The organism is Streptomyces macrosporus (genome assembly GCF_039533145.1).
Classification (GTDB): Bacteria; Actinomycetota; Actinomycetes; order Streptomycetales; family Streptomycetaceae; genus Streptomyces; species Streptomyces macrosporus.
Genome location: NZ_BAAASZ010000035.1, coordinates 108,875 through 134,382 on the forward strand (window position 1 = coordinate 108,875; position 25,508 = coordinate 134,382).

Sequence of the window (25,508 nt, forward strand, 5' to 3'; positions counted from 1 at the left end):
CCATCGTCGACGGCATTCCGACCATCGGTGTCATCGCAGTCCTCTACACCGGGCGCACCATCGCCTGAGAAACTCCTAACGAAATGCCCTGCCCGGCGTCTTGACGGTCACGTCAGAGGCGGTGAACGCGGTTGCTGGTGTCCGTGTGTTCCTGTCCGACCTCAGCAACGGCTTTCGTGACGATGAGCAGCGGCGGCGCGTCCAGGCGGCCATTCACGATCGCCTGGCGGACGACCGTGATCCGCAGGAGTGTCGCTCTCTCATGCGGTTCTGGTGGCAGTTGAGCGTGCCGTACCAAGAGGTGTCGATGGAGGAACTCAGCTTGAACGTCGGCAAGCCGAAGCTGGACGTGATCGAGGAGCTGATCAGCGCCATCAGGTCGTCCCATGCCGAGATCGACGCATGGGTTGCCACCGCGCAGCAGGCCTTCCCGGTGATTCAAGATCGTGGTTTCAGGACCGCCTTGGACAGCGACGGCTGACGTGGCGGGAGCTTCTTCAACCGCGGTCGGCAGATGATGCTGCCGGCGACGCCTGGCGGCATGGGTCAGGAGAGGGTCTCGCCCTCACGCAGCAACCACTCCCTGACGCTGAGCACGCTGTCCAGGAGCCGCCCGACCTCCATTCCCTCGTCACGCGAGGTCAGAGGTCACCCTCGGCAGTGAGGCGAAGTCGCCGGGGAGCGCGTCCAACAGGCCCTTGACGCGTTCCCCGGTACGCAGGGCAATCAGCAACTCGCACCGCAGGTGAGCGGGGACGTCCGGGCGGTGCGACAGGTCGTGCCACAGGACCGGCCACAGGGGGTGGACTCCTGTGGGAGCGGCGTTCACCGCCACCCACGAGGGGTCCAGACGTTGACTGAGGCCGAGATCGAGGGCTCGCTCCCCCAGTTCCAACAGCGAGGCCGTGGCCATGGCCTTGAGCTCACGAGGCAGCGACTGGTTCGAGTTCACGGACTGATGCTCCCGACAGCACCCGGCAACGACGCCGCAGGTCAGGTGCGGCATTCCGTTGGGAATTCCAAGTGAGCGTTTGGTTCTCCGTTGTCCGTTTGCTTTGTGGTTCGGGTGCCGCGCCAGTTCGGGGTGGCTTCGCCGGTGAGGCGGCGGCTCATGAGGTCGATCATTGCGGGGTGGATCATGGCTTCGGAGCGGTGCGGGAGGGTTTCGATGCCCGGGACCAGGACGTCGCCCACCTCTTCCCGTTCGTGCGGCGTCACGTCGACATGCTCGGGTGTTACTCGTTCCACCTCCCGGATCTTCCCGCGGGCCACGCCCGCTGCGGGATCCGGACGGCGCCGACGGGCAGCCGGCCGCGTTCGTGCAGGTGACAAATCGGTGTCCTGGGACGGCGCGGTACCGCGATCATGGACCGGACACGGACCCGCAACCGATGAGGAATCGCTCCCCATGCCTGTACCCGCCGACCCGACGATCCTCCATCCGATGCCCGAACAGCCGCGGGTGGTGCTGCTCAAGCCACTGGTGAAGTCCCCGCTGATCGAGGTCGGGGAGTACTCCTATTACGACGACCCGGACGACCCGACCGCGTTCGAGACGCGCAACGTGCTCTACCACTACGGGCCGGAAAAGCTGATCATCGGCAAGTTCTGCGCGCTGGGGACGGGAGTGCGGTTCATCATGAACGGTGCCAACCACCGTATGGACGGCCCCTCGACCTTCCCCTTCCCCACCATGGGCGGCTCGTGGTCGGAACACTTCGACCTGCTCAAGGGCCTGCCCAACCGAGGGGACACCGTCGTCGGCAACGACGTCTGGTTCGGCCACGGTACGACCGTGCTGCCCGGCGTGCGGATCGGGCACGGCGCGATCATCGGCACCGGTGCCGTGGTCACCGGCGACGTGTCCGACTACGGCATCGTCGGCGGCAACCCGGCCCGCCTCGTCCGCACCCGGTACAGCGAGGAGGAGATCGCCCGCCTGCTGGCGGTGGCTTGGTGGGACTGGCCCGCGGAGCACATCACCGAGCACGTGCGGACGATCATGTCGGGCAGCATCGCCGATCTGGAAGCCGCCGCCCCGGACGCCCCGCACGTGTGACGCACGGGCGCATCGGCCCGCGTGGGACGGCTCCGGACGGCGGTCGACGGTAATCGAGGTGCCCTGAAGCCCGAGGGCGGGCTAGAGTCGCGGGCATGTTCTTCCTCCATCAGATCTACGGCTGACACGGTCGGGGCGCAGCGTCCCCGGCTTCCCTCCCGCATGCCCCTGTGCGCGTCCACAACCGAGCCTCTCGGAGAGCTCGGCGCGCCGGCTTGCCGTGTCCCTTTTCGCCGTAGACCTGAAGTGAGTGATCTTCCATGTCCCGTCGCCGTGCCCACATCGCGATGGTCGGCATTCCTGCCGTCAGCCACGTCCTGCCCAGCCTTGAGATCATCCGCGAGCTGGTGGCCCGCGGTCACCGCGTGACCTACGCCAACGACCCGGCGGTGGCCGACCTGATCGCGGCCACCGGCGCCGAACTCGTCCCCTGCGCCTCCACTCTGCCGGTCGCCGACAACGACTGGCCCGACGACCCCATCGCCGCGATGGGTCTCTTCCTCGACGATGCCATCCAGGCACTTCCCCGGTTGCGTGCCGTCTACGACCACGATCCGGCGGACCTGTACCTGTACGACATCGGCGCCTACGCCGCGCGTGCCCTCGCCGAATCGCAGGGCCGGCCCGTCATGCAGCTGTCCCCGACGTTCGTGGCCTGGGACGGCTACGACCAGGACGTCGCGGCGCACCTGCGGCACCTGCCGGGCGCCGACGCGTACCGGGCGAAGTTCGCACAGTGGCTCGCCGACTGTGGGGCGTCCACCACCGACGTGGACGCCTTCTCCGGCCCTCCCGCACGGGCCCTGGCGCTCATCCCCCGGGCGATGCAGCCGCACGCCGACCGGGTCGACACCGACACGGTGACCTTCGTCGGGCCCTGCTTCGCCACACGGGCGGGCGCGGACGACTGGACCCGCCCGGCGGATGCGGAGAAGGTGCTGCTGATCTCCCTGGGCTCGGCGTTCACCCGTCAACCGGAGTTCTACCGCCAGTGCCTGGCGGCCTACGGCAACCTGCCCGGCTGGCACGTCGTCCTCCAGATCGGCAAGTACACCGACCCGCGGGAACTCGGCGCCATCCCGCCCAACGTCGAGGTGCACTCCTGGGTCCCGCAGCGGGCGATCCTGGCGCAGGCGGACGCCTTCGTCACCCACGCCGGTATGGGCGGCTGCGGCGAAGGACTGCTGGCCGGCGTCCCGATGATCGCCGTGCCGCAGGCCGCCGAACAGTTCGTGAACGCCGACCGGCTCGTGGAACTGGGCGTGGCCCGCCGCATCGACACCCCGGACGCCACCGCCGAGACCCTGCGGGCGGCCCTGCACGACCTGGTCACCGACGCGGAGGTCGCCCGCCGCTCGGCACGGCTGCGCGCCGACGCACGGGCCGAGGGTGGCACCCCGCGCGCCGCCGACCTCATCGAGAACATGCTGGTCTGAACCCTGCCCGCCACAGCCGGGGGTGGTGAAGCGGCACTTCGCTGCTCACCACCCCCTCCCGTCCTCGCGTGCCCCACCATCTGTGGCTTGTGCCAGGAGCATCGGAAGATCGGCGTCGGGGGCCCGCGGGGGTGGAACGACGGGTCGGTGCCCTTGGGGAAGTACCGCCGCGGCAGCCCGCCTGTGTTCTCGTTCGAGCCGCGCTGCCAGGGGCCGGCCGGGCCGCAGAAGCAGCTCCAGCGCTTTCCGCTGCTTCTTCGGAAGCTTCTTCCGCTGGGACGGCTGGTTCTTGCTCTGCCGTTCGTTCCGGGCGGGTCCGCCGGTGAGGAGGCGTGCGCGCGGCCGGGCTCGGTGGGTCACGCGTGGGCGCTCCCGGTGACGCAGTTGCCGCAGGCGGTGCGGCCCGCTGCCTCGGCCTCGGCCACGCTCGTCCACGTGGGTTCGTGCAGGCGGTAGCCCTGGGCTTCGCTGCCTCGGCGGCCCGCCTGATACCAGTCGCAGTCTTCGCGGGCGTGGTAGCGGTCGCTGCCGCTGGTGGTGATGACCTCGGTGCTCATGCGGTCGGCTCCTCCGATGCGGTCTTCGGTAAACGTCGCGGGTGTACGCGGCTCCGGGTCGAGGGCGGTCCCGCGCCGGGTCCTGCTTCGGGACGGGTGCCGGTCAGTACAACTGCACACGGGTCAACACGATGCGCGGCGGGTCCGCGTCCGCGACGATGACGTACTCCGCGATGCCCAGCGCGCCGTCCGCGCCGAGCGGGATGCGCCGCTGCCGGGGCCACTTCGCGGAGGCGGTGCTGCCCGGCACCAGGCCGCGGGTCTCGCTGGCGGCCACCGTGGCGGCCACGATCGCGCCGAACACCTCCCCCGGCAACGCCGGGTCCTTCAGCAGCTCGGTGACCTCTTCGGCCAGGACGCACGGCCACCCCTCGGGCTCCTGGCGGTACGGCTCACTCAACGGGCAGCCCCGCCTGCCGGCGGTGCGCGACGACATCGGCCACGGACGTCGTCGGCAGCGTCCCGGCAAGGGCGGCCTCGGTGAGCCGGTCGCCGCTCGGGTCGGTGTCGAGCATCGCCTCGCACCACCACCGGCGCAGCACGCCCTCGGCCTGCTCCGGGGCGGCGGCCAGCAACTCGCGGTAGAACTCCAGCCTCTTCACGCCGTCCAGCGCGGCCGCGATGCCTTCGGCGTTGCGCGGCACGCGGTCCGGCTGGTGGGAGTGGACCGGCTGTGCGCTCATGGGCGTGCCCCTTTCCGTCTGCTCCGATTCTGCCGCCTGGCCGGTGCTGCGGTCACGCGGTCCGGCCCACCTGCCGCGGAACGCCGCTGCCGACGAGCCCGGCGTGTTCGGCGGGCGGCGCCCCTGTACTGCTGGGCGAAGACGGCAACACCTGGCGGAATGCTGTCCTCCCCGCGCCGGCGGGGTGTTCCGACGCCGGGCGACGCGGACGACGGCCGCCCCTGGTACTGCAACGACACTCCGTGACGCCATGAGGTCCGCCTCGCTGATCGCTGCGTGCGAGAAAGACGGCTGACGCCTGGTCAGGCGTGTTCGACAGCTTCGCGGCACGGTTCGCGAGCCGGTTCGGCCGGGTGGAGCCCCGGCGACGGACGGTGTCCTACCTGCGGGGACCGCTCGGCGTGACGGAACGTAAGTAAAAGCGGCTGGACCCTGGCCGAGGCCGCCCTGGCGGCCTGGCGGCTCCCGCGCAAGCTCCGCCGCGGCACGGCCCGCACCACCGACCTCGTCCAAGCGGTCCTCGCCCTCCACCTCGACGCCTCAGGCCGGGCTGGAAAGACGCGATGTCGGTGACGGGTGCTTGACTGCCCTGCCATGGGCGAGAACGGACTACTCGACGCCATCGGCGAACTGTTCTACCCGGGCGTGGTGGGCAGGCGAACGCCGGAGCGCCATCTGGACGGGCACGGGGCGGGGCACGTCTGTCTGGAGGTTCCCGACGAGGAGAGCGTGCTCCGGTCGGTCGAGGAGCTCACCCGCCGGCACGGGAGTCCGCGCGCCCTTGCCGTGGACGGCGCCGTCGACCCGGCGGTGACCGAGCGGACCGGGCTGCCGCTCCTCGCCCCCTTCGGCGAGCGGGTCGTGGAGATGCGCGCCCGGATGTACGGCGGGCGGTGGGTCGGCTACGGCACGGTCCGCGACGACCACGGCGGCACACGCCCGGTGGTGCTCGTGTCCAAGCGGCGTCCGCCGACGGCGGACGAGTTCCGCATGCTCACCGACCCGGAACACCCCCACTCCATCGCCGAGGCCCTCGACGCCCACTGGTTCGACGGCTACGAGGACCCCGATCCGGAGCGGTGCCGAGGCACAGGAGCCCGGGTCGGTGGTCGGTGACGGAGACCAGGACCGCGCGTGCGTTCCCGGAACCGCCCGCCCGTGCGGACGAACCGCACCTCCGGCCCCTCGTCGATCCCACCGGCGCTCGGCCACGTTGGGACAAGGCTCGGCACCAGGGCCCCACCGGTGCGGGTGTGCGTGTATCCGACGCGCGGATCGTCACCGTCCCGGTGCAGGGTGACACGTGCCGGCCGCACGAGCGCGGTCCCGGGCGGGATCGGCTCGGCGAGCGCGATCCGCGCCCGGCTCGTGGTGTCTCGGGACCACACGAGACGTGCGACCGGCATGCTCTCACCCACAGCGACGGCGTTTGCGGCGTGGGGCGGGACGGCCGGCCGGTGCGCCCACGCGGTGTGCTGCGTCGTGCAGCGGCAGACGCGGCGACGGGTCCACGAGGTCGAACGAGTCCGTGGCCAGAGGCAGCCGTTTGGTCGGCTGCGCGGGTGGTCGCGGAAGGAACACCTCGGACACCGGATCGAGCAGCTGCGGTGTTCGGGGGATTCGGCCCACGGTGTCGACCGAGGGCGCGGGACCGATCCGGCCGGTGTTCGAGACCGGACCGTGTGTCGGTCGCAAGCTGTACGGCCCGCAGCAGGAGGCCGGCACCCGCACCGAGCCCGCCGTGTCGGTGCCCAGGCCGATGTCGGTCGGCCCCAGGGCAACGGCGCTTGCCGAGCCGCTCGATGCCCTCCGGGGACCCGCCTGGGCGACATGGGATTCGGCGGCATCTCGTATGCGTGTTGAGCCCGGGCAAGCCATGGTGGCTTCGTTCACGAGAACGGGCGGCGCTTCGACGTCGGTTCGGGAGGCGGGTGGCGGTCGCAGCCTGGCCGGACTGTTCACGGGTTTCGACAGCAGCCGGGCCCGCGAGGGCGTTCCTCGTCGGCCAAGGAGGCGGAGCCGGTAGAAGCCCGGAGCCAGGCGGGGCCGCGCCGTGTCGGGCTACGGGTGCACCTGCCACCAGCGATCCGCCTCGGCGCGAGCCACTTCGGCGTCGTACCGACTCGCGTCGAAGTGGAGTTCCGGCGGGGGGTGGGGCGCGGCGGTGTGCGCTGTCCACGGAACCTCCCAGTCCGACCACTGCACGATCTCGCCGAACCGCTGCACGACCACGGTCAGGAAGCCGCAGCAACCACCGGTGCAGTCCGGTTCCCCCAGCTCCAGACGGCGCGCCTCGCCGGTCGCCCGGAGAGGGCTGGGGCGGCCGGTCGGCAGTGCATCAGCCGCGTACGGTCCGCGGCCGCCTTCGCCGACCGTCTCCTCGAGCACGTCCTCGCCGTTGACCCAGAACCGCAACTGGGCAGCGAACCGGGGGCCCGGCGGCAACACCCTGATCTCCAAACGATCGAACATCGGACCACTCTACGGGGCGCGTGACGTCGGCTCGTGGCCCAGTCGACGCCTATCCCACCCGACCGGCGGGAGGGTCCACGAGGTGCCTCCCGAAGTCGTGCACACCTGCCGTCGGGACTCGCGACCAGCGCGACCAGCGGGTCGCCGACAGCACGCCAGACCGATGGGTCGGCCTCCTCTGGAGCCGAGACGTCGTCGTGAGGGGCGCTGGTCGGTCCTCGTCGATCGAGGGGCCGGGGTTATTCGGGCCAGGCGGAATTCTTGATGACCTCGACGAAGTCGCCGCGGACGAATCCGGGCACGTAGTGGGCGAGTACGTCGGCCTTGACGTTGCCGAACGTCGTCTCGGGGCGGTCCTTGACGCCCTCGGTGAACGCGGCCAGGATCCGGTTCTTGAAGTCCGGGCGGGGGTGGGCATCCACCACGGCTGCGCGCTGTTCGTCGGAGACCGCGTGGTAACCGATGCCCAGCACGTCCAGTTCCACTCCCCGAGTGACCAGGGCGATCTCGGGGGCCATGTGCAGCGGGATCTCCGGCGTGGTGTGCAGGGCGATCGCCGTCCAGACTCGGTCGGCCGCCTCGCCGGTGATGCCGTGGGCGTGCAGGAACCGCCGCGCCTCGTCGGCACCGTCGATCTCGAAACGCTGGTCGGTGCGGCGGAACCGCTCGGTCAGCCCCAGGTCGTGGAACATCGCCCCGACGTACAGCAACTCCGGATCGAACCGGAGTCCCTGCTCGCGCCCGCGCAGCGATCCCCAGAGGAACACGCGCCGGGAGTGGTCGAACAGCAGCGGCGAGGCCGCCTCACGGACCAGTTCGGTCGCCTCCCTCGCCAGGGCGCTGTCCGGGATCCGCACGCCCGCGATCGACTCGCTCATGCTCTCCACTTCCTCGTCTCGACGGCTCGACTTCCAGGGTCGCCGGGCACGTACCATGGCGCCATGTCCTTCTCGACAGACAAACCACAGATTCGGACATGACGCATCGCGTGGGCTTCGTGGTGTTCGACGGTGTGACCATGCTGGACGTCAGCGGCCCCGCGGAGGTCCTGCACCAAGCGAGCCGGCTCGGCCACCCCTACGACCTGGTCCTGATCTCCCCGCGTGGTGGAGAGGTCAGGACCTCGACCGGGATGCCGCTGAGCGGCACCGTGACGGCGACCGAAGCCGGCCGGATCGACACGGTGCTCGTGGCCGGAGGCGACCGCCTGGCCGAGCAGCCGGTGGACGCGGAGCTGCTGGCGACGGCCCGCACCGCGGTCGCGCGGGCGACGCGGGTCGCCTCGGTGTGCACCGGCGCTTTCGTCCTGGCCGAACTCGGCCTGCTCGACGGGCGCCGGGCGACCACTCACTGGCGGCACGCCGGCACGCTCGCCCGCCGTCACCCCCGGGTACGCGTCGAGCCGGACGCGATCCACGTCCGGGACGGGCGGCTCATCACCTCCGCAGGCATCAGCGCGGGCATCGACCTGACCCTGGCCCTCGTCGAGGACGACCACGGAGCCGATGTGGCCCGCCGCATCGCACGCGAACTGGTCGTCTTCCTGCGGCGTCCGGGCGGACAGTCGCAATTCACCACGGCCACCACTCCGCCCGCGCGCAACGACCTCCTGCGCGCCCTGATCAATTCCGTGTTGGCCGACCCGGCCGCTGACCACGATCTGCCGTCCATGGCCCGCGCCGCGGCCGTCAGTCCCCGGCACCTGACCCGGCTGTTCCACGCCGAACTGGGCACCACCCCCGCCCGCTGGGTCGAGCGGGTCCGTCTCGACCACGCCCAACGGCTCCTCCTCGACGGGCACAGCGTCACCTCGGCGGCCCGGCACAGCGGACTCGGCAGCGACGAAACCCTGCGCCGCGTCTTCCTCCGCCACCTCGGCATCACCCCCACCGCCTATCGCCGGCGCTTCGCCACCACCGGCACGGCCCGGACCGCGATCCCCGAGGCCAAGGACACCATGGAATACCGCAGGGGCTGAATACCGGCCGGTTCTCCGCCCGTCCTCGTCGAGGGGAGCGACGGTCGCGCGTACACGTGCACCACCCGGGTGGGTGGACACGTCCCCGCGCCGGTCGAGGAACGTCGGAACGAAAACCGGCGCCAAGCCCTCGCCCAGGACCAACCTCGGCGCCAACGGCTGTACTGACGGTCCTCACAGCGGTCGGCCACTACCGCTGGTTTCCATTCCGGTACTCCCCGAGGGTCGTCTTTCCGGACGCCGGCCATCGCGACGCCTCGATCGTCCGCGGGCGCGGCCCCGGGTCTTCTGGGCGCGCTCACGGCCGGCCTTGGTGGTCGCCGGGCCATCCCCTCGGCCGGCTTCACCGGGTGACCGGCGGAGGGGGCGCCGGGTGACCGAAGGCGGGGACGGTCGGACTCCCCGACCCGTAACCAGTGGCGTACGGAGCCTGCGCGCTGCGGCAGGGCGAAGGGTCGGTCGAGAACGGCCTTGGCCGTACCGCTTTTCAGGGATGTCGTTTCGGGGTGAGTTCGGGAATCGCTCGCGGGGTCCTTTCACGATCGATGTCGAGGTGAACCGGTGTCACTGGATCGCTGCGGCAGCCGTCAGGGCACGAGGAACGGATCACCGCCCTCGACGTGAGAGGGTGGCGGCAGCTCCCGCCCGGGTGTTCGCCGAAGTGACGGCACGAGAGGCGGGTGCCCGGTTGGAGGCACAGGTGAAGAGCCCTGACATGTCCCGCGGTGCTCGTCTGGCCGCCCACGGTGCCGTTTCCACATCGCTGGCGCTGTGCAGTGATCGCAGACTGCACGAGCTCGTGGACGCCGCCACACCGATCGGCTCCGGCATCGGCGGGAAGACGGTACTGCTGGAGGTCGACGGAACCTCGGTCTTCGTCAAGCAGGTACGTCTGACCGATCTGGAGCGACGGCCGGAGAACGTTCACTCCACGGCGAATCTGTTCGGACTGCCGGTCTTCTGCCAGTACGGTATCGGCAGTATCGGCGGCCCGGGGTTCGGAGCCTGGCGGGAGCTGGCCGTACACACCATGACGACGAACTGGGTGATCGCGGGAGACCACGAGGGTTTCCCCCTGATGTACCACTGGCGGGTGCTACCGGACTCCGGCCGGCCACTTCCCGAGGAACTGGCCGATGTGGAGCGAGCTGTCGCCTACTGGGGAGGCGGATCGGAAGTACGCCGCCGGATCGAGGCTCTCCAGCAGTCCTCGGCGAGCCTCGTGCTGTTCCTGGAGTACATCCCGCATAACCTGCACGACTGGTTGGGCGTCCGGATCGGCGCCGGTGACGAGGCGGCCGAGCGGGCCTGCGCCATGGTGGACAACGAGCTGAAAGCCGGCATCTCGTTCATGAACGCCCGCGGGCTGCTGCACTTCGACGCCCATTTCGAGAACATCCTGACCGACGGCCGGCGGCTCTTCTTCGCCGACTACGGACTCGCGATCTCCTCCCGCTTCGAACTCGCACAGGACGAGGCCGACTTCTTCGACGAGCACCGCACCTACGACCGGTGCTACACCGTCACGCATCTGGTGAACTGGCTGGCCGCCGCTCTGTACGGGTACGGACCGGAAGAACGCAAGGCGTTTGTGCGCGCCTGCGCCCAAGGGGTGTCCCCGGAGGGGATTCCAGCGGCGATCGCGGCGCTCCTTGTCCGTTACGCGCCGGTCGCCGTGGTGATGGGAGACTTCTATCGCCGATTCCGGCAGGAGAGCCGGGCGACCCCCTACCCGCTGGAGGCGATCCGCCGACTCGGACAGCAGGACCCCGGTCAGAGCCCGGGTGTCGTCCCGCTCGCCGTGGACCGTGCCTGAGCCCACCAGTCGTCGCGAGCCGGGGTGGGCCTGCTCAAGGGCGGTGGCCCCGGGAAGGCGCCCGACTCGCGGACCAACGCCTCCAGGCAGTGGTCCGGTTCCAGGTGACAGCCGGCCTTGGCAATCAGCCACTCGTGTCGGGTAATTTCCACGTCCTGGTCGTAAACCGCCCGGTGGAAGGCGTGCAGGACCACACGGACCCGTTTGCCGATCAGACGAACGGGCATCGGGGCGAAGTGGTCGCGGCGGAAGTAACCGGTCCGCTCCTCCACCCCGCCCTTCTCGTGAGCGCCCTCGGCCCCTGGCCGGCAAGAGAAGCTCTCGATGCCGAAGTGCGACTTGAAGGCGATCCACCGGTCGGCCTCCACCCTCGCCCGGTTCAGCCCCAGCACCTGCGTGATCGCAGTCTTGAGGCTGTCGTAACGGCCCCGACCCCGCGGTACACCGCCCAGCGTACGCAGCGCGTGCACGTGCCCTTCGAAGAAGGTTTCCTGCCCGCCTCCACCGCGATCCGCGGCTTCCGGTCGGCGTCATACCGCCGCGGCGGTGGCTTCTTCCACGGTTCCGGCCAAGCCGAGTCCATCGCCCTCCGCACCGTCCGCCAGGCGACGTCGTACGTGCGCTGAGTGGAGGTCGTCGACGTCTGCGGCGAGCGGGCCCCGCCCCCACGCGGGAAGCGGCGGGGGACACCGAGTCGGGGCGGGCACTGCTGCTGGTGGAACGGCCGGCCGCCCGCTGGGGGCCGGGAACCCCGCCGGGACGGATCGGGCAAGACCGTCTGGGCCGAGTACGACGAGTACGACCTGCCCGGTGAGAGACCCCTGTGGCCCGCGGCCCCTCCGGACACCCGGTCCTGCCGGGTCTCGCGCGTCGGGGACGGGGCGCGGCGGCACCCCGTCGGCTGCCGCGTCGACGCGGCAGGAACGCGCTGAGGCCGGGTGGTGGATCAGGCGCGCGTGTTCACACTCACCGGCCAGGAGCCGGTGTAGGGCGTCCAGCCCTGGAGCGTGGCGGGGATGCCCACGCGGGTGTTGCAGTCGATCACCTGGAAGTGCAGGTGGGGTGCGGTGGACGCCCCCGTGCTGCCGGACCAGCCGATGATCCGGCCCTGCGGGACCCAGTCACCGGTGTTGTAGATCGCCCGGTTCAGGTGCGCGTAGTGGGTGCATCGGCCGTTCGAGTGCCGGATGATCACCTCGATGCCGTTCTGCCAGTACGGCGACCAGTCCGAGACGAGGACCGTGCCGGCCTGCGCGGCGGAGACCTCGTAGTTCGCCGGGAGCCCGAAGTCCCAGGCGTACTCGTTGTACGGGCCGTAGTGCGAGTACGTGCCCTCCGGTCCCTGGGTGACCTGGTAGGCCTCGCCGGCCGGGTACGGGAGTTCGTAGTAGTAGTCCGCGGCCGAGGCCGGGGGCGCTCCGGCCAGCGAGATGCCCGCGACCGCCAGCACCGCGCTCGCCACCACGGCGATCCTGCGCAGGACCGCTCTTGTTCCGTCCACCATGTGTCTCCGTTCTGGATGTCTGTCGGGGACCGGACTCCGAGACCCTCGGCGGTCCCGAAGGAACCTGCCTAAATGTCAGGTCCTGGACAACAATCCCGGTTGACGGAGCGCCCCACAAGAGGGCAGGGCGAGACCCACGCTTTCCGGAGCCCGGAACCGAACGGCGCCGGCACGGCCACCGGAAGGGGAAGGAAGGCGCGCCCGAACACCCCGGTGGCGACGCGGAGGCCGCGGCGCGAGCGGCGGCGAACCCGGCGCGGCGGTCGCCGTCCCGCTGCCCCCGTCCTGGTCGCCATCCCACACGCTCCCGGTGACCAGGATGGGTCCACGAGACGGGCCCAAGAGCGTGTCCTCTGTGGTGAGGCGGACCTTGCGGCGGCGCAGTGCGGCGACCAGGCCGACGAAACGGCCTGATGGTGTTATCCGGGGATGTTGGTGCAGGGGCGGCAGGAAACTGCTGGTCGGTCGCAAGGGCCCTCTTTCTGCGAGCACGAGCAGGGGCGAGGTGATGAGCGTGCCGGACCAGGCGATCGAGCCGACGACACGCTCACCGGGTGGGAGGTCCCGTAAGTCCGCCACCGCACCCGTAGAACTGCCGAAACCGCCGGGGCAGGGCACCGGGGCGTCCCTGGCCAGGGCCCACTCCTCTGCTCCCGGCCCGGCGGCCGGGAGCAGAGGAGTGGGCAGCCCTGTGCCCCCGTGGGGCTGGGTGCGGGGCCGGAGAGGGGCTCAGCGACCCGGCGGTTTCGGAACCGGGCATGTTCTCACCGGTCATCCGTGCCTCCCCGCGATCGGGAGGTGCGCCGAACCGTTCGCGGCCCTCTCGTGTCCGTCGCCCGCGTCCCGGAGCAGTACACCGGACAGTCGGGTCTCCGGCCGTCCGGTGAGATCGTCCAGCAGCCGCGTGAACTCCTGTCCCCAACGTTCGATCGTGGCCGCGTCGAAGAGGTCGGTGGAATACTCGAAGATCACGGTGATCCGGTCGTTCTCCGGGACGAGCACGACGTATAGCTCATTGCGAGCGGCTCCACCGATGGGCCGGCTCCTGACGGTGGCGGAGACGCCCTTCAGGTCGAGAGCCGGAGGCGGGGTGGTGACCACGGTGAACAGGACGGTTGGGTAGAGGCCGTCCGCCTCGTCGGGTGCCAGCATTCGAACGACCTCGTTCAAGGGCAGCGCCTGATGGTCCAGGGCGTCGAACACCGTGGTCCCGAGGCGGAGGACGAGGTCGGCGAAGGTGACGGCTTCGGAGAGGCGGGCGCGTAGCAGGACGCAATCCCCCAGCAGACCGACCACGCCCTCGTTCTCCCGGCGGCCGGCGCGGTTGGCGCTGGAGGCGGCGAACACCACGTCGGAGGAGCGTCCGCACAGCCGGGCGGCCCATGTGGCGAACGTGGCGGCGAGAACGGTGTAAGGGGTGGCGCCCAGTTCGACGGCCACCTCCGCGACCCGGCCCGGCACAGCGCCTTCGACGACCTGCCGGTGCAGGGCTCCCGTTCCGGAGAGGGTCTTCGGCCTGGGCCGATCGCACGGCAGTTCCAGGCGCAGGGGTACGCCGTCGAGCTCGGTTCTCCAGAAGTCCTCCAACCGCCGTCTGCGCTCACCGTTCAGTTGCCGCTGCTCCCAGCGGGCGTAGTCGGTGAATTGGGCGGCGGGCGGAGGCAGCGGCCGCTCGGGGTCGTTCCAGAGGGCCTGGAACTCGTGCCACAGGACGCCCATGGACCAGCCGTCGCAGACAGCGTGGTGCAGGACGACCATCAGGATCCACCGCTCCGCGCCCACCCGGCCGAGCCGGAAGCGGAACAGCGGTGCCCGATCCATGGCGAACGGGCGCTCCGCCTGCTGTCCGCACCAACGGTCGATCTCCGAAGAGCTGTGTCGGGTGAGGTCGCTGACGGGCAGGTCGACCGGTACCTCCTCCAGGATCTCGACGACCGGCTCGCCGTCGCGCCACACGGCTCTACCGCGCAGCGCCGAGTGCCGCCGCACGAGTCCGTCGAGCACCTGGGCCAGCGCGTGCGGATCCAGCTCACCGTGCAGGTCGATTTGATGAGCGACGTTGTACACGCCGGGATCGGTGCGCTCGTGGTGGCGACGCCACAGCCTGCGCAGCGTGGCGGGCATGGGAATGGTCTCCGCGACGACGGCCCCCGCCGGCCGCGGCGGTTCCCCCTCGATGCTGCGGGCGATGGACCGGATGGTCGGGCTCCGGAAGAAGTCCGCCATGGACAGTTCGATGCCGTGTTCCCCGGCCATTCTGTTCAGCAGCCGCACCGCGCTCAAGGAGTGGCCACCCTGCGCGAAGAACGAGCGGGTCACCGACACGGCGGACAGGCCGAGTTCGCTGCTCCACACCTCGTGGAGCTTCATCTCCAGGGGGGTGGCCGGTTCCTCTCGCCCGTTCCCCGATCCGCCCGCCGGGTCCTCGGGGGCGGGCAGCCGGCTGCGATCCAGTTTTCCGGCCGTGTTCACCGGCAGTCTCTCCAACCGTGCCCAACGCCGGGGCACCAGGTGGTCGGGAAGTTCCGCGGCCAGGGCGGCCCGAAGCTCCGTGACGGCGTCCGGGCGGTCCGGGCCGTCGAGCACCACGTACGCGGCGAGTTCGATCTCCCCGTGACCGTCCCGACGGGGTAGGACCGCTGCCTCGCGGACGCCCGGCTGCCGCGTCAGCGCCTGCCGGACCTCGGCGGGCTCGACCCGATGCCCCCTGATCTTGACCTGGTCGTCGACGCGGCCGAGGTAGTCGAGAGTCCCGTCGCTGCGCCAGCGAGCCAGGTCCCCGGTGCGGTAGTACACCTCGCCCGCACCGAGGTCCCGGAAGGCCGCGGCGGTCTCCTCGGGACGGTCCAGATAGCCGTGGGACACAGGCGTACCCCCCACGTGGATCTCGCCGACGGCTCCCACCGGGACCTCGCCGCCGCCGTCGAGCAGCCGGATCCGCGCCCCCGGCAGGGGCGTGCCGATCGGCGGGCGCGTCCCCCGACCGGGGTCGACCCGGTGGGAGGTGACGATGACGGACGCCTCGGTCGGCCCGTACTGGTTGTACAGCTCGCACCGCGGGTGCGCTGCGAGGAAACGGCGGAATGCCGGGGTGATCTCCAGTGCCTCGCCCGCGGAGAACAGTTCGCGCAGCGAGGGCATTCGAGGATCGCTCTCCATCAGGTACCTCAGCGGAGTGCACGGCATGAACAGCCGCTGCACCCGGTGGCGGCGCACCACCTCGGCAAGCGCCGCGGGGTCGTGCCGCAGCGCGTCGTCGAGGAGCACGAGTGCCGCTCCGGACGCCAGGGTCGTGAAGATCTCCTGGACGCTGACGTCGAAGGCGGGCGAAGTCCACTGCAGGGTGCGCAGCGCCGGATGCCCCTCCAAGTGCCGGAGCACCAGATTGACCGGGCCGCGGTGGGGCACGACGACGGCCTTGGGACGACCGGTGGATCCCGAGGTGTAGACGCAGTACGCGGGGTCCTCCGGGCGTGCCTCCGGACGGTCTCCTCCCGGGGCCCGGTCCGCCGTCCCCTCCCCGGTCTCCTGCTCCACCGTCCACACCGGCCACCGCCGCAGGGCGGGATGCCGCGCGAGCACTTCCCCGGCTGTCACGACCAGTACCGGGCGGCCGTCGTCCAGAAGCTGTTCGAGGCGGGCGGTGGGCAGAGAGGCGTCGAGCGGCAGGTAGGCCGCCCCGGTCTTGAGGACCCCCAGCAGAGCGGTGATCAGTTCGGGGCCGCGCGGCAGCAACACCGCCACGCGTTCACCGCGTCCCGCTCCCCAGCCCCGCAGCCATCGTGCGAGGCGGTCGGCGCGCCGGTCGAGTTCCGCGTAGGCGATCCGTTCGGTGTCGGTGAGCAGGGCGGTGGCGTCGGGGGTCCGGCGCGCCTGTGCCTCGAAGAGACCGTGCAGGGTCTGTGTGACCTCGGGCAGCGGCTCGTGGTGCCGGCCGAGGCGGGCCAGAACCGGGCGATCGGCGTCCGTGGGGGCGGTGAGCACCGACAGCGGGACCTCCGGCTCGGCGGGGGCTCGCCTCAGGACGTGTTCGACGTACTCCACGAATCGCCGTACGCGGCTTTCGTCGAAGAGGGCCGTGTCGTACTCGACCATGAACCGCAGTCCTTCGCGGTGGTGCGTCAGGTAGACGCCGAGGTCGAAGGGCGCGCGTGCGGAGGGAACGTCGAGGAGTGTGGCGGTCAGCCTCGGCGGATCGAAGTCCGCCGTTCCCTCGTTCTCGTACTCCACCATCACCTGGAAGAGCGGGTTGCGGCCGGGGTCGCGGTGCGGGTTGAGGGCGTGGACGAGTTCGTCGAACGGAACGTCGCGGTGCTCGTACGCCGCGGTGCTGCGCTCCTTCATCCGACGGAGCAGCTCGGTGAAATCCGGGTCGCCCGACAGGTCCAGGCGGAGTGCCACGGTGTCGAGGAACAATCCGATCTCGTTCTCCGCGCCCTCCGGCCGGGCCGTCACGGCCGTGCCGACCACGATGTCCCGCTGTCCGCTGAACCGGCCGAGGACGGCGCCGATCGCCGCGGTCAGCGTCATGAAGAGGGTGGCGCGCCGCTCGGCGGCGAACCCGCGCAGCCGGGAGACCAGCCGGGCGTCCAGAGCGTGCGTGAGGCTCGCCCCCGCTCCGGAACGGACCGGTGGGCGCGGCCGGTCCGGGGGGAGGGTCACGTCGTGCGCGCCCTCCAACTCGCGCCGCCAGAAGGCGAGCGCCTCGGCGGTCCGGGCCGGGTCGGCGGGGACCTCCGGTCGCACGGCGAGAGGCGGCGGAGCCGGAGCGCCGGCCGTCCGGGAACGGTAGTGGAGGGCGAGTTCCCGGACGAGGACCTCGGTGGACGAGGAGTCGAAGACGATGTGGTGCGCCAGCAGGAACAGCAGGTGCCGTTCCTCCGACAGGCGCAGCAGGCGCGCCGAGATCAGGGGCCCGGCGCCCAGGTCGAACCCACCGCGGTCCCCGCTTTCCAGGGCGGATCCCAGGGCTTCCTCCTCGGTGGCGCCGGTGTGGTCCTCCACCGGGCAGTCGATGACGACGTGCGGCCTCGTCTCCCGGTAGGGGACTCCGCCGGAGGTGCCGAAGACGGTGCGCAGGGCGGGCTGGCGGGCCACGGTTCGGCGCAGGGCCTCCCGGAGCGCGGCCACGTCCAGCGGGCCCTCCAGCCGGATCGCCTTGGGCTCGTGGTACATGCGAGTTCCCGGGTGCAGCTGTTCCAGGAACCAGATCCGGCGCTCGGCGGGTGACAGGGGCGCCCCGGCCGTCCCCCCGCCCACCCGGTGGGTGCCGTTCCGTCGCGTGCGTTCCCGGAGGCGGGCGATCTCGGGGAGGGCGGCGAGGACCTTGTCGGCGGCGACGCCGAAGTCCACGAAGCAGGCGATCTCGTCCGCACCGGCCTCTGTCAGAGCCTGTACCGTTCCGGCCGTCGACTCCGCGTCGCCGATCAGGGCACGCGAGGCGCAGTAGCGCTCGTAAGCCCGGCCGAGCAGGAAGTCCACGTCCTCCTCCGAGGCGCTCTCCAAGTCGATCTCGACGCCGAGGCTGTTGGTGACCTGGTCGAAGAGGCCGAGCGAGGAGCGCAGATACGCCGCGAAGGGCCGGTACGCCTCGGCGCGGGCGGTCTCCGCGTCCGCGCCGAGATAGGTGTGCACCAGCACCACGACCCGGCCCTCGGCGGGGTCGAGTCCGTGCTCGGCACGGGTGCGCCGGTAGAGCGCGATGTTCTCGGCGAGCCGCTCGACCGACTGCGCCATCAGGTTGGTGACGACGCCCAGTCCCTCCGCCGCGGCTCGGCGGTAGCTGTCGGGGTTGCCCACCACCGCGACGTACATCGGCGGACGGTCCTGTACGGGACGGGGGTGCAGGCGGATCCCGACGGGCTCGCCGTCGCCACCGGGCAGGGTCAACGGCTGTCCCGACCAGAGCGTGCGTACGGTCTGCAGACGCTCGTAGAGCACCTCGCGGTGCCGCCCGAAGTTCTCCGGGGCGAGCGCGAAGTCCGTGGCGTGCCAACCACCGGCGAAGCACAGGCCGACTCGGCCGCCGGAGATGTTGTCGACGACCGACCACTCCTCGGCCACCCGGACCGGGTGGTGCAGCGGCAGGACCACGGAGCCGGCGTGCAACCGGATGTTGCGGGTGCGGGCGGCGAGGGCGGCGGCGAGCACCGAGGGGTTGGGGAAGGGCGCGCCGAACGAGTTGAAGTGGCGCTCGGGGAACCACAGGGCGTGGAAGCCGGCGCGGTCGGCGAACTCGGCGGCCTTCATGATCGTCTCGTAGGTGCCGGGCGTGCCGGTCTCGGGGTAGTCGCCGAAGAAGTACAGACTGAAGTCGCAGCCCGTCGGGGCGTACCGCGTCGCGTCCGGTGGCGGACCGGGTACGGAAGCCGCGTCCGGGAGGTGCTGCTCGGCGGGAGCCGGCTCGGCGGGCCGGGCGACGGGGACGGCGGACGGGCGCTCCTTCTCCGAGAGCGTCTCCAACTGGCGGGACATCAGCGCGGTGACTTGGTCGACGAGTTGCCCGGCGAGCCGAAGCTGCTGTGCCAGGACGCCCTCCAGAGCCGCTTCGCCGTCCGGAAGCGGCGCTGCCGCCGGTTGCGGCGCGGATGCCGGCACCGGTTGCGGATTCGCCCCGGAAGCCCCCTCCCCCACGCCCCCCGGTGAGGCCGTCGCCTCCGGCGCCGCGCCGCCGCCCAGCCGTACGACCAGCTCGGCCAGTTTGCGCGGGGTGTCGGCCTCGGAGAACAGCTCTCGGACGGGGATGCGTACCCCGTGGAGCCGCCGCAGCTCCGTGACCATTCCCAACAGGGCCAGCGAGTCGGCGCCCAGAGCGAAGAAGGAGGTGTCGGGCGTCACGTCCGTCGGGTCCACCCCCAGCTTCTTCGCCGTCAACCCGCGGACGAGGGCGATGATGTCGTCCCGCGCCGGCGTCTCGGTCCCCGATACCGCCGTCTCGGCCACGGCGGTCACCGGCGGCCGTGCCATCGGGGACTCCCCCGGGGCCTTCCACGTGCCGGGAACGGTGCCGGGAACCGGGAAGCGGCGTCGCCGCAGAGGATGGCCGGGCAGCGGGACGCGTCCGCCCTCGCGGACCACCGCCCGCCAGTCGATCTCGGCGCCCCTGCGGTACAGCTCCCCGAGCGAGAGCAGCAGGCCGGCCCACTGTTCCCGGTCCGTGCCCTGGCCGGGCAGCCAGCGGCTGTCCGGCAGGCAGTGCCTGCCCAGACCGGCGAGCACGTCGTCCGCGCCCATCTCCAGGAAGTCCGTGCAGCCCTCCCGGAACGCCGTGGCCACCGCCAGGTCGAAGCGGACGGGTTCCCGCGCCTGCCGGACCAGGTACTCGACGTCCGCGGTCCAGCCCACCGGGCGCAGTACGCCGTCGAGCGCACCGACCAGCGGAACCCTCAGCGGACGGAGTCCCAGCCGCGCCGCGTGGGAGCGCAGTTCGGGCAGTACGGCGTCGAGCGCGGCCGAATGGAAGGCCCGGTCCACGGGCAGGGCCCGCCACTGTATGCCTTCCCGGTCCAGGAGGCGCTCCGCATCCGCCAGGGCTTCCGCCGGGCCGGAGACGACCTGCGCACACGGCCCGTTGGCCGCGGCGAGTTCGGCCCCGACCGCTTGGGCGACGCGCAGTGCCGTCGTCTCGTCGGTGCGCACGGCCAGCATTCCGCCGGGCGGGCATCCCCGTTGCATGGCCGCGCCCCGCCAGGCGGTCATGCGCAGGCCGTCCTCGATCGACAGCGCACCCGCGGCACACAGCGCCGCGTACTCACCGACGCTGTGTCCGAGTACCAGGGCGGGGCGGACCCCGGACGCGCGCCACACCTCGGTGAGCGCCGCCTGGTGGGCGAAGAGGGCGGGCTGGGCGGTCTCCGTCGGCCATGCCGCACCGGGGCGCCCGGCGCCGCCGTCGAGGAGCAGGGGCAGCAGCGTGCCGCCGAACTCCTCGGCGTAGACCCACTCGCACAGGTCCAGGACGCGGCGGGCCTCGGGGTGGGCCGCGTAAATCTCACCCGCCGTGCCCGGGCGGGCGCCGCCCTGTCCGGGGTAGGCGAACGCCTGCGGCCCGAGCGGCGCACCACCGACAGCCGCACGTTCCAGTGCCCGGGCGAGTTCCTCACCGCTCCTCCCCACCACCGCCGTGCGGTGCCTCCGGTGCGGTCGGCCGAGGGCGAGCGTGGCGGCCACGTCGGATACGGCGAGTCCGGGGTGTTCCCGCAGGTGCTCGCGGAGCCGGCCGGTGAGTTCGTACAGCGCCTCGGGGGTTTGGGCGGAGACGGGCACGAGCACCGGGTGCGCGGGAGGCGGCGGGTCCTGCCGCGGCGGTGCCTCCTCCAGGATCACGTGCGCGTTGGTTCCGCCCACTCCGAGCGCGCTGACGCCGGCTCTGAGCGGCGCCCCGTCCCGGGTGACCCACGGCCTGGTGGCGGTGCCGAGGACGAAGGGGCCGCCCTCCAGGTTCAGGGCCGGATTGGGTTGGTCCAGGTGGAGTGTCGGCACGAGGGTGCGGTGCTCGAGCATCAGCACCGTCTTGATCAACCCGGCCATGCCCGCGCAGCTGTCGAGATGGCCGATGGCCGGCTTCACCGACCCCAGGGTGCAGAACCCGGTGCGGTCCGTGCCCTCCGCGAAGGCGCGCGACAGTGCCTCGAACTCCACCGGGTCGCCCAGCCGGGTGCCGGTGCCGTGCGCCTCGACATAGGACACCGTCTCCGGCGGTACCGCGGCCCTGCGCAGCGCTTGCCGCACGACCTCCGCCTGGCCCGTCACCGACGGGGCGCTGAACCCGACCTTGTCCGCTCCGTCGTTGTTGATCGCCGATCCGAGGATGACCGCGTGCACGGTGTCACCGTCGGCCAACGCCCGGTCGAGCCGTTTGAGCAGCACGGCGGCGACTCCGTTGCCGCCCACGGTGCCGTCGGCCTCCTCGTCGAACGCCCGGCAGCGCCCGGTGGGGGACAGGATGGAGCCGGTATGGCTGTGGTAGCCGGAGTCCTGGGGGACGTGCACGGCCGCGGCTCCCGCGAGGGCCAGGTCCGCGTCACCGCCGATCAGGGCCTGGACCGCGAGGTGGACGGCGACCAGCGAGGTCGAGCAGGCAGTCTGCACCCCGATGGCTGGGCCGGTGAGGCCGAGCCGGTAGGCGACCCGGGTGGCGAGGAAGTCCGGCTGCCGTCCGGTGGCCGCCAGCACTGCGGTGGCCGGGTCGTCGTCCGGAGCCGAGGTGCCGGGCGGGTCCTGGTGGTCGTACAGGTTCATGCCGGAGCCCGCGAACACGCCGATGCGTGCTCCGGGCGCCGCTGCGTAGCCTCCCTCCTCCAGTGCCTGGTGGCAGCACTCCAGGAAGAGCCGGTGCGCGGGATCGGTGAGCGAGGCCTCCCGGGGGTTCACTCCGAAGAAGTCCGCGTCGAAGCCCTCGATGTCGTCCAGGACGCCGCCGACGGGGACATGGCCGGGATCGGTGCCGCGCCCCGGGAAGACGCTCACGCTCTCCACACCGTCACGGAGGTTGGCCCAGAACTCGGAGGCCGACCGCGCTCCGGGGAAGCGCATGGACATGCCGATGACCGCGACGCGGTGCTCCGGCGGCGTCGAGGAGGCGGACGCCACGCCGCCGGCCGAGGCCGCCTCCGGATGCCGGTCCGGTAACGCCTCCGGCGGTGTCGCGGTCAGATACGCCGCGAGCGCCTCGGCCGTGGGGTGTTCGAAGAAAGCCGTCTGCGGCACGGCCCGGCCCAGCCTCCGCTCCAGTCGGCCACGCAGTCGGGTGAGCGTGAGGGAAGTCATCCCCCGTTCGTAGAAGGGCGCTCCGGTGTCCGTCGGCCGCCCGAGCAGGGTGGTGATCTCCTCCTCCACCAACCGCAGCAGGTCACTCCCGTCACCGGTCCCCGTACCGCTCCCCGCGCCGGGCTCCGCGTCGAAGGCTCCCGCGAGCAACCGATCACGCAGTTCTCCCCGGCGCACCTTCCCTGCCGGCGTGCGCGGGAACTCGGCCTCGGGAACCGGCACGGCACGGGCGACGGTGAGCCGGAGCCTGCCGAACACGGCCGCCTTGATCTCCTGTGCGATGCGCCGGTCCGTCCCGGCGTCCCCGTGGCCGACGAAGAACACCACCAGCGACTCGCTGCCGCTGCCCGGGTCGGGCGCCCCGCAGGCGGCGATCCCTCCCCGCCTCGTGCCGGGCACGGAGGCGACCGCGTCCTCGACCTCGTGGCAGTAGACGTTGTGCCCGTTGAGGATGATCAGATCCTTGGCCCTGCCGGTGATCACCACCTGGCCTCCGGAGAGAAAGGCCAGGTCGCCGGTGTCGAGCCAGTCGGGCCCCTGGGGAAAGGCCGCCAGATCGGCCTCGGGATTGTTGACGTACCCGGGGGTCAGACGCGTCGCCGACCGCACCTGGAGCCTGCCGATGCGCTCCTCCGGGAGGGGTTCGCCGCGTCCGTCCACGACGCGCACGGCCGCACGGTGCGCCGGGGACCCGACGGCGACGAAGGTCGCACGGTCCCGTTCCGAGGTGTCCTGCCCGGCCCGGACCAGACGCCCGCCCAGGCTGTCCTTGCGCAGGTGGTGGACGGCACCGGCGGTACCGAGCCCGCCGTAGGTGATGGCCGTGACGGTCTCCGCCATTCCCCAGACGGGCACGATGTGCTCCTCCCGCACGCCGAACGGTGCGACGGCGCTCAGGAAACGCTCCATGACCGGCAGTGAGATCTGCTCTCCACCGCACACCAGGGTCTTCGTACGGCTCAGGTCCCAGTGCGCCTCGGGCTGCTCGCCGACCGCGTCGGCGAGCAGCCCGTAGGCGAAGGTCGGCGCCCAGCTGTGGCTCGCCCCGTGCTCCGCCAGCAGGTCCAGCCAGCGCGTCGGTTCGGCCAGTACACGGTCGGTGGGCGCGTGCACGTTGGTGCAGCCGACGAACACCTCGAGAAGGTGGTAGAGCAGGAACGCCCCGCTGTGGTCCACCGGAAGCCAGTTCACGGTCGTGTCGTCGGCGCGCACGTCCAGGATCCGCCGGGCGCTCGCCGCGAACTCCGCCAGGCCCAGGTGCGTGAGCCGGGCGGCCTTGGGCACGCCCGTGCTGCCCGAGGAGAGCATCAGCAGGGCCACCTCGGAGCCGTCCGGCTCCACGTGGTCCATCGCGGGCAGGTGGCCCAGGCAGGCGTCGACGGTCGCGGTCCGCGGCGACGGGATGAGTCCGGCCGGCGCTGCCGCACCCGGACGGTCCGTCACCACCAGTGGCTCGCCCAATAGTTCACAGGTGCGGCTCAGGCGTTCGAGAGCGGGAGAGTTCTCCTCGGCCGGTTCCGCGATGGCCACCGGTACGGCACCGCCGAGCACACAGGCCCAGAAGGCGGGGAAGAAGTCGTCCAGCGGCAGCCCGCACAGCACGACGTGGGCGCCACGGCGCAGCCCGCGCTCGCGCAGCCCCGTGAGCATACGGCGTGCTCGGGACAACAGTTCCGGATAGCTCCGGTGGATCGTACGGCCGTCGGCTCCGACGGTGACGACGCCCTCTCGGGGCGAGCGTTCCGCCGCGCGCAGCAGGGCACCGACGGCGTTCACCGGATCGTCGTCGGTGAACTCCAGCTCAGGCCCTTGGTACAGGGCTTCCGTCCACGTGTCGATCACGGAGGTGCGCTCCTTCTTGGCGTGACGATCGGCCACCCGCCCGGCGAGTGGCGCAGAACAGGAGAAACAGCAGCGCGCAACAGGCGGCCGCCGTGTGAAAGAGGCCCACGACCACGAGGGCCGGCCACGCGTCGAGCGCCGCCGCGGCGGCCACCGTGCCGAGGGTGAACCCGGAGGTCTCCGCCGTGGCGGAGAGGCCGAACAGACGGCTGCGTTCCCGGTCCGGCACCGCCTGCAGCCGTGAGGTGTACACGATCTCCGTGAACCCGTCCGCCAGGCCGGCCAGGCCCGCGATCACCATGAGGGCCGCAGGCGCCGGTGCCGTGAAGGCCAGGACGAAGCACAGCGACATCACGCAGGTGCCGCCCGCGAAAGCCGGTGGTCCCCACCGGTTCTCGTTCCGGGGGGTCCATCGGCGTTTCAGCACCTGATGGGCCATGAGGGCGCCCACGGCCCAAGCGGCCCAGAACCGCGTCATGAACACCGCCGGGTGCTCCGGCGACTCCGCGGCGGCCACGACGGGAAGGGCAACGTTGTGGGAGGAGGAGGCCAGCGCGTCGACGCCCCTCAGCAGCAGCATGCCGAGCAGCAGGGCGGGCACCGCCGTCAGCGCGCGCCGCCCGGAGGCGGGTTGCGGCGCCGTCGTGTCCCCAGCGGCGGGCCGGTCCTCATCGGTACGCGGACGCGTCAGCAGCAGTGCCGCCGCGGACACCAGGAAACTGGCGGCGTTCACGGCGAACGCGGCACCGTGGCCTGCGGCCCCGACGACGGGGGCGGCGGAGGCAAAACCGGCCACCGTGGCGAGGGAACGCGCCGTCACCAGTTGCCCGTTGGCCCGTCCCCTCCCCTCCTGCCCCACGATCACGGGGACCGCGCTGCGCAGGGCGACGCCGAAGAGCGTGTTCCCGGCACCGAGCACCGTGACGACGGCGGCGAGCAACCACACAGGGGTGGTGGAGGCCGCACAGAGCGCGAGGACCGTCAGCGCCGCCGCCTGGGCGACGTCCGTACCGATCATCACGGTCCTGCGCCCGATACGGCTCGTCAGGGCGCCGGCTCCCAACCCGGCCAGGAAGCCGGACGACAGCCGCAGGGCCATGAGCAGACCGAGACCGAGACCACTGCCGGTGACCTCGTAGGAGAACAGACTCAGCGCGATGAGACTGAGGTAGTTGCCGTACGAGGAGACCGCGTACGCCGCCACCAGAGTGCGTACGCGCCACCGCGGACGGGTCATGCCGGACTCCTCATCGGTCTGGGAACGCGAGCGGCGACGCCGGGCCGCGCCCGCAACGCGTCCGCGGTCCTGCGGACTGAGGCGGAGCGCACCCGCGCTCTCCGCCGCCCCGACCCCGAGATGCGTGCCGGAAGGGGGAACCCGACCAGCCTCCAC

General features: G+C 71.6%; 18 protein-coding genes and 1 pseudogene. 7 read left to right on the forward strand and 12 right to left on the reverse strand.

Going from position 1 to position 25,508, the window contains the following annotated elements:
- The first annotated feature begins 145 nt into the window (after window positions 1–145).
- A complete protein-coding gene (locus ABD335_RS25270; protein WP_344327651.1) occupies window positions 146–481 on the forward strand; it encodes a hypothetical protein in 336 nt (111 codons plus the stop codon).
- A gap of 150 nt (window positions 482–631) precedes the next feature.
- Here ABD335_RS25270 and ABD335_RS25275 read toward each other — a convergent pair whose 3' ends face one another.
- On the reverse strand, window positions 632–952 hold the full coding sequence (locus ABD335_RS25275; protein WP_344327653.1) for a hypothetical protein: 321 nt from the start codon (window positions 950–952) through the stop codon (window positions 632–634).
- Between the two features lie 41 nt (window positions 953–993).
- Window positions 994–1,248 carry a hypothetical protein gene (locus tag ABD335_RS25280; protein WP_344327769.1) on the reverse strand — a complete coding sequence of 85 codons (255 nt, stop codon included), beginning with the start codon at window positions 1,246–1,248 and terminating at the stop codon, window positions 994–996.
- Between the two features lie 160 nt (window positions 1,249–1,408).
- Between ABD335_RS25280 and ABD335_RS25285 the strand changes: the two genes are divergently transcribed.
- Both ABD335_RS25285 and ABD335_RS25290 read left to right on the forward strand, forming a co-directional pair.
- A complete protein-coding gene (locus ABD335_RS25285; RefSeq protein ID WP_344327654.1) occupies window positions 1,409–2,059 on the forward strand; it encodes a CatB-related O-acetyltransferase in 651 nt (216 codons plus the stop codon).
- Window positions 2,060–2,319: 260 nt separating this feature from the next.
- A complete protein-coding gene (locus ABD335_RS25290) occupies window positions 2,320–3,495 on the forward strand; it encodes a macrolide family glycosyltransferase (RefSeq protein ID WP_344327655.1) in 1,176 nt (391 codons plus the stop codon).
- A 356-nt stretch (window positions 3,496–3,851) separates the two neighbouring features.
- Here the strand turns inward: ABD335_RS25290 and ABD335_RS25295 are convergent, their stop codons facing one another.
- The 3 genes from ABD335_RS25295 to ABD335_RS25305 all read right to left on the reverse strand — a co-directional run bounded on the left by ABD335_RS25295 (window position 3,852) and on the right by ABD335_RS25305 (window position 4,735).
- Complete coding sequence (locus ABD335_RS25295) at window positions 3,852–4,052, reverse strand: hypothetical protein (protein ID WP_344327656.1); 201 nt, start codon at window positions 4,050–4,052, stop codon at window positions 3,852–3,854.
- A gap of 103 nt (window positions 4,053–4,155) precedes the next feature.
- Window positions 4,156–4,452 (reverse strand): hypothetical protein, encoded by a 297-nt coding sequence (locus ABD335_RS25300; protein ID WP_344327657.1) that lies wholly within the window; start codon window positions 4,450–4,452, stop codon window positions 4,156–4,158.
- Window positions 4,445–4,735: a hypothetical protein gene (locus ABD335_RS25305; protein ID WP_344327659.1), complete on the reverse strand. Its 291-nt coding sequence runs from the start codon at window positions 4,733–4,735 to the stop codon at window positions 4,445–4,447. Before ABD335_RS25305 ends, ABD335_RS25300 begins: the two co-directional genes overlap by 8 nt.
- 272 nt (window positions 4,736–5,007) lie before the next feature.
- Between ABD335_RS25305 and ABD335_RS25310 the strand changes: the two are divergent.
- Together ABD335_RS25310 and ABD335_RS25315 are read left to right on the forward strand one after the other, a co-directional pair.
- Window positions 5,008–5,182 (forward strand): annotated as a pseudogene (locus ABD335_RS25310) (IS701 family transposase); the annotation flags it as partial.
- 147 nt (window positions 5,183–5,329) lie between these two features.
- A complete protein-coding gene (locus tag ABD335_RS25315) occupies window positions 5,330–5,851 on the forward strand; it encodes a VOC family protein (protein ID WP_344327660.1) in 522 nt (173 codons plus the stop codon).
- 294 nt (window positions 5,852–6,145) lie between these two features.
- Here the strand turns inward: ABD335_RS25315 and ABD335_RS25320 are convergent, their stop codons facing one another.
- The 3 genes from ABD335_RS25320 to ABD335_RS25330 all read right to left on the reverse strand — a co-directional run bounded on the left by ABD335_RS25320 (window position 6,146) and on the right by ABD335_RS25330 (window position 8,085).
- Window positions 6,146–6,613 (reverse strand): amidase family protein, encoded by a 468-nt coding sequence (locus ABD335_RS25320; RefSeq protein ID WP_425583741.1) that lies wholly within the window; start codon window positions 6,611–6,613, stop codon window positions 6,146–6,148.
- A 183-nt stretch (window positions 6,614–6,796) separates the two neighbouring features.
- Window positions 6,797–7,207, reverse strand: coding sequence for a hypothetical protein (locus ABD335_RS25325; RefSeq protein ID WP_344327661.1), 411 nt, complete (start codon window positions 7,205–7,207; stop codon window positions 6,797–6,799).
- A gap of 239 nt (window positions 7,208–7,446) precedes the next feature.
- Window positions 7,447–8,085 (reverse strand): HD domain-containing protein, encoded by a 639-nt coding sequence (locus tag ABD335_RS25330; protein WP_344327662.1) that lies wholly within the window; start codon window positions 8,083–8,085, stop codon window positions 7,447–7,449.
- A 98-nt stretch (window positions 8,086–8,183) separates the two neighbouring features.
- Here ABD335_RS25330 and ABD335_RS25335 point away from each other — a divergent pair, with 98 nt between their 5' ends.
- Window positions 8,184–9,185 (forward strand): GlxA family transcriptional regulator, encoded by a 1,002-nt coding sequence (locus ABD335_RS25335; protein WP_344327663.1) that lies wholly within the window; start codon window positions 8,184–8,186, stop codon window positions 9,183–9,185.
- 715 nt (window positions 9,186–9,900) lie between these two features.
- Window positions 9,901–11,001, forward strand: coding sequence for a protein kinase family protein (locus tag ABD335_RS25340; RefSeq protein ID WP_344327665.1), 1,101 nt, complete (start codon window positions 9,901–9,903; stop codon window positions 10,999–11,001).
- Here ABD335_RS25340 and ABD335_RS25345 read toward each other — a convergent pair.
- From ABD335_RS25345 to ABD335_RS25360, 4 genes are all read right to left on the reverse strand, one after another.
- A complete protein-coding gene (locus ABD335_RS25345; RefSeq protein ID WP_344327667.1) occupies window positions 10,959–11,471 on the reverse strand; it encodes a hypothetical protein in 513 nt (170 codons plus the stop codon). The genes ABD335_RS25340 and ABD335_RS25345 overlap by 43 nt on opposite strands.
- A 476-nt stretch (window positions 11,472–11,947) precedes the next feature.
- Window positions 11,948–12,505 carry a M23 family metallopeptidase gene (locus ABD335_RS25350; RefSeq protein ID WP_344327668.1) on the reverse strand — a complete coding sequence of 186 codons (558 nt, stop codon included), beginning with the start codon at window positions 12,503–12,505 and terminating at the stop codon, window positions 11,948–11,950.
- A gap of 771 nt (window positions 12,506–13,276) precedes the next feature.
- Complete coding sequence (locus ABD335_RS25355) at window positions 13,277–24,115, reverse strand: non-ribosomal peptide synthetase/type I polyketide synthase (protein WP_344327669.1); 10,839 nt, start codon at window positions 24,113–24,115, stop codon at window positions 13,277–13,279.
- The gene (locus tag ABD335_RS25360; RefSeq protein ID WP_344327670.1) at window positions 24,075–25,352 is read right to left on the reverse strand and encodes an MFS transporter; all 1,278 of its coding nucleotides are present in this window, start codon (window positions 25,350–25,352) and stop codon (window positions 24,075–24,077) included. The genes ABD335_RS25355 and ABD335_RS25360 overlap by 41 nt, the downstream gene beginning before the upstream one ends.
- Window positions 25,353–25,508: the final 156 nt, after the last annotated feature.

Bases quoted from the DNA above. Each gene is read 5' to 3' on its own strand.
- ABD335_RS25285 (WP_344327654.1), top strand. From the start codon at position 1,409: ATGCCTGTACCCGCCGACCCGACGATCCTCCATCCGATGCCCGAACAG.
- ABD335_RS25290 (WP_344327655.1), top strand. From the start codon at position 2,320: ATGTCCCGTCGCCGTGCCCACATCGCGATGGTCGGCATTCCTGCCGTC.
- ABD335_RS25295 (WP_344327656.1), bottom strand. From the start codon at position 4,052: ATGAGCACCGAGGTCATCACCACCAGCGGCAGCGACCGCTACCACGCC.
- ABD335_RS25305 (WP_344327659.1), bottom strand. From the start codon at position 4,735: ATGAGCGCACAGCCGGTCCACTCCCACCAGCCGGACCGCGTGCCGCGC.
- ABD335_RS25315 (WP_344327660.1), top strand. From the start codon at position 5,330: ATGGGCGAGAACGGACTACTCGACGCCATCGGCGAACTGTTCTACCCG.
- ABD335_RS25320 (WP_425583741.1), bottom strand. From the start codon at position 6,613: ATGGCTTGCCCGGGCTCAACACGCATACGAGATGCCGCCGAATCCCAT.
- ABD335_RS25325 (WP_344327661.1), bottom strand. From the start codon at position 7,207: ATGTTCGATCGTTTGGAGATCAGGGTGTTGCCGCCGGGCCCCCGGTTC.
- ABD335_RS25330 (WP_344327662.1), bottom strand. From the start codon at position 8,085: ATGAGCGAGTCGATCGCGGGCGTGCGGATCCCGGACAGCGCCCTGGCG.
- ABD335_RS25335 (WP_344327663.1), top strand. From the start codon at position 8,184: ATGACGCATCGCGTGGGCTTCGTGGTGTTCGACGGTGTGACCATGCTG.
- ABD335_RS25340 (WP_344327665.1), top strand. From the start codon at position 9,901: ATGTCCCGCGGTGCTCGTCTGGCCGCCCACGGTGCCGTTTCCACATCG.
- ABD335_RS25350 (WP_344327668.1), bottom strand. From the start codon at position 12,505: ATGGTGGACGGAACAAGAGCGGTCCTGCGCAGGATCGCCGTGGTGGCG.
- ABD335_RS25360 (WP_344327670.1), bottom strand. From the start codon at position 25,352: ATGACCCGTCCGCGGTGGCGCGTACGCACTCTGGTGGCGGCGTACGCG.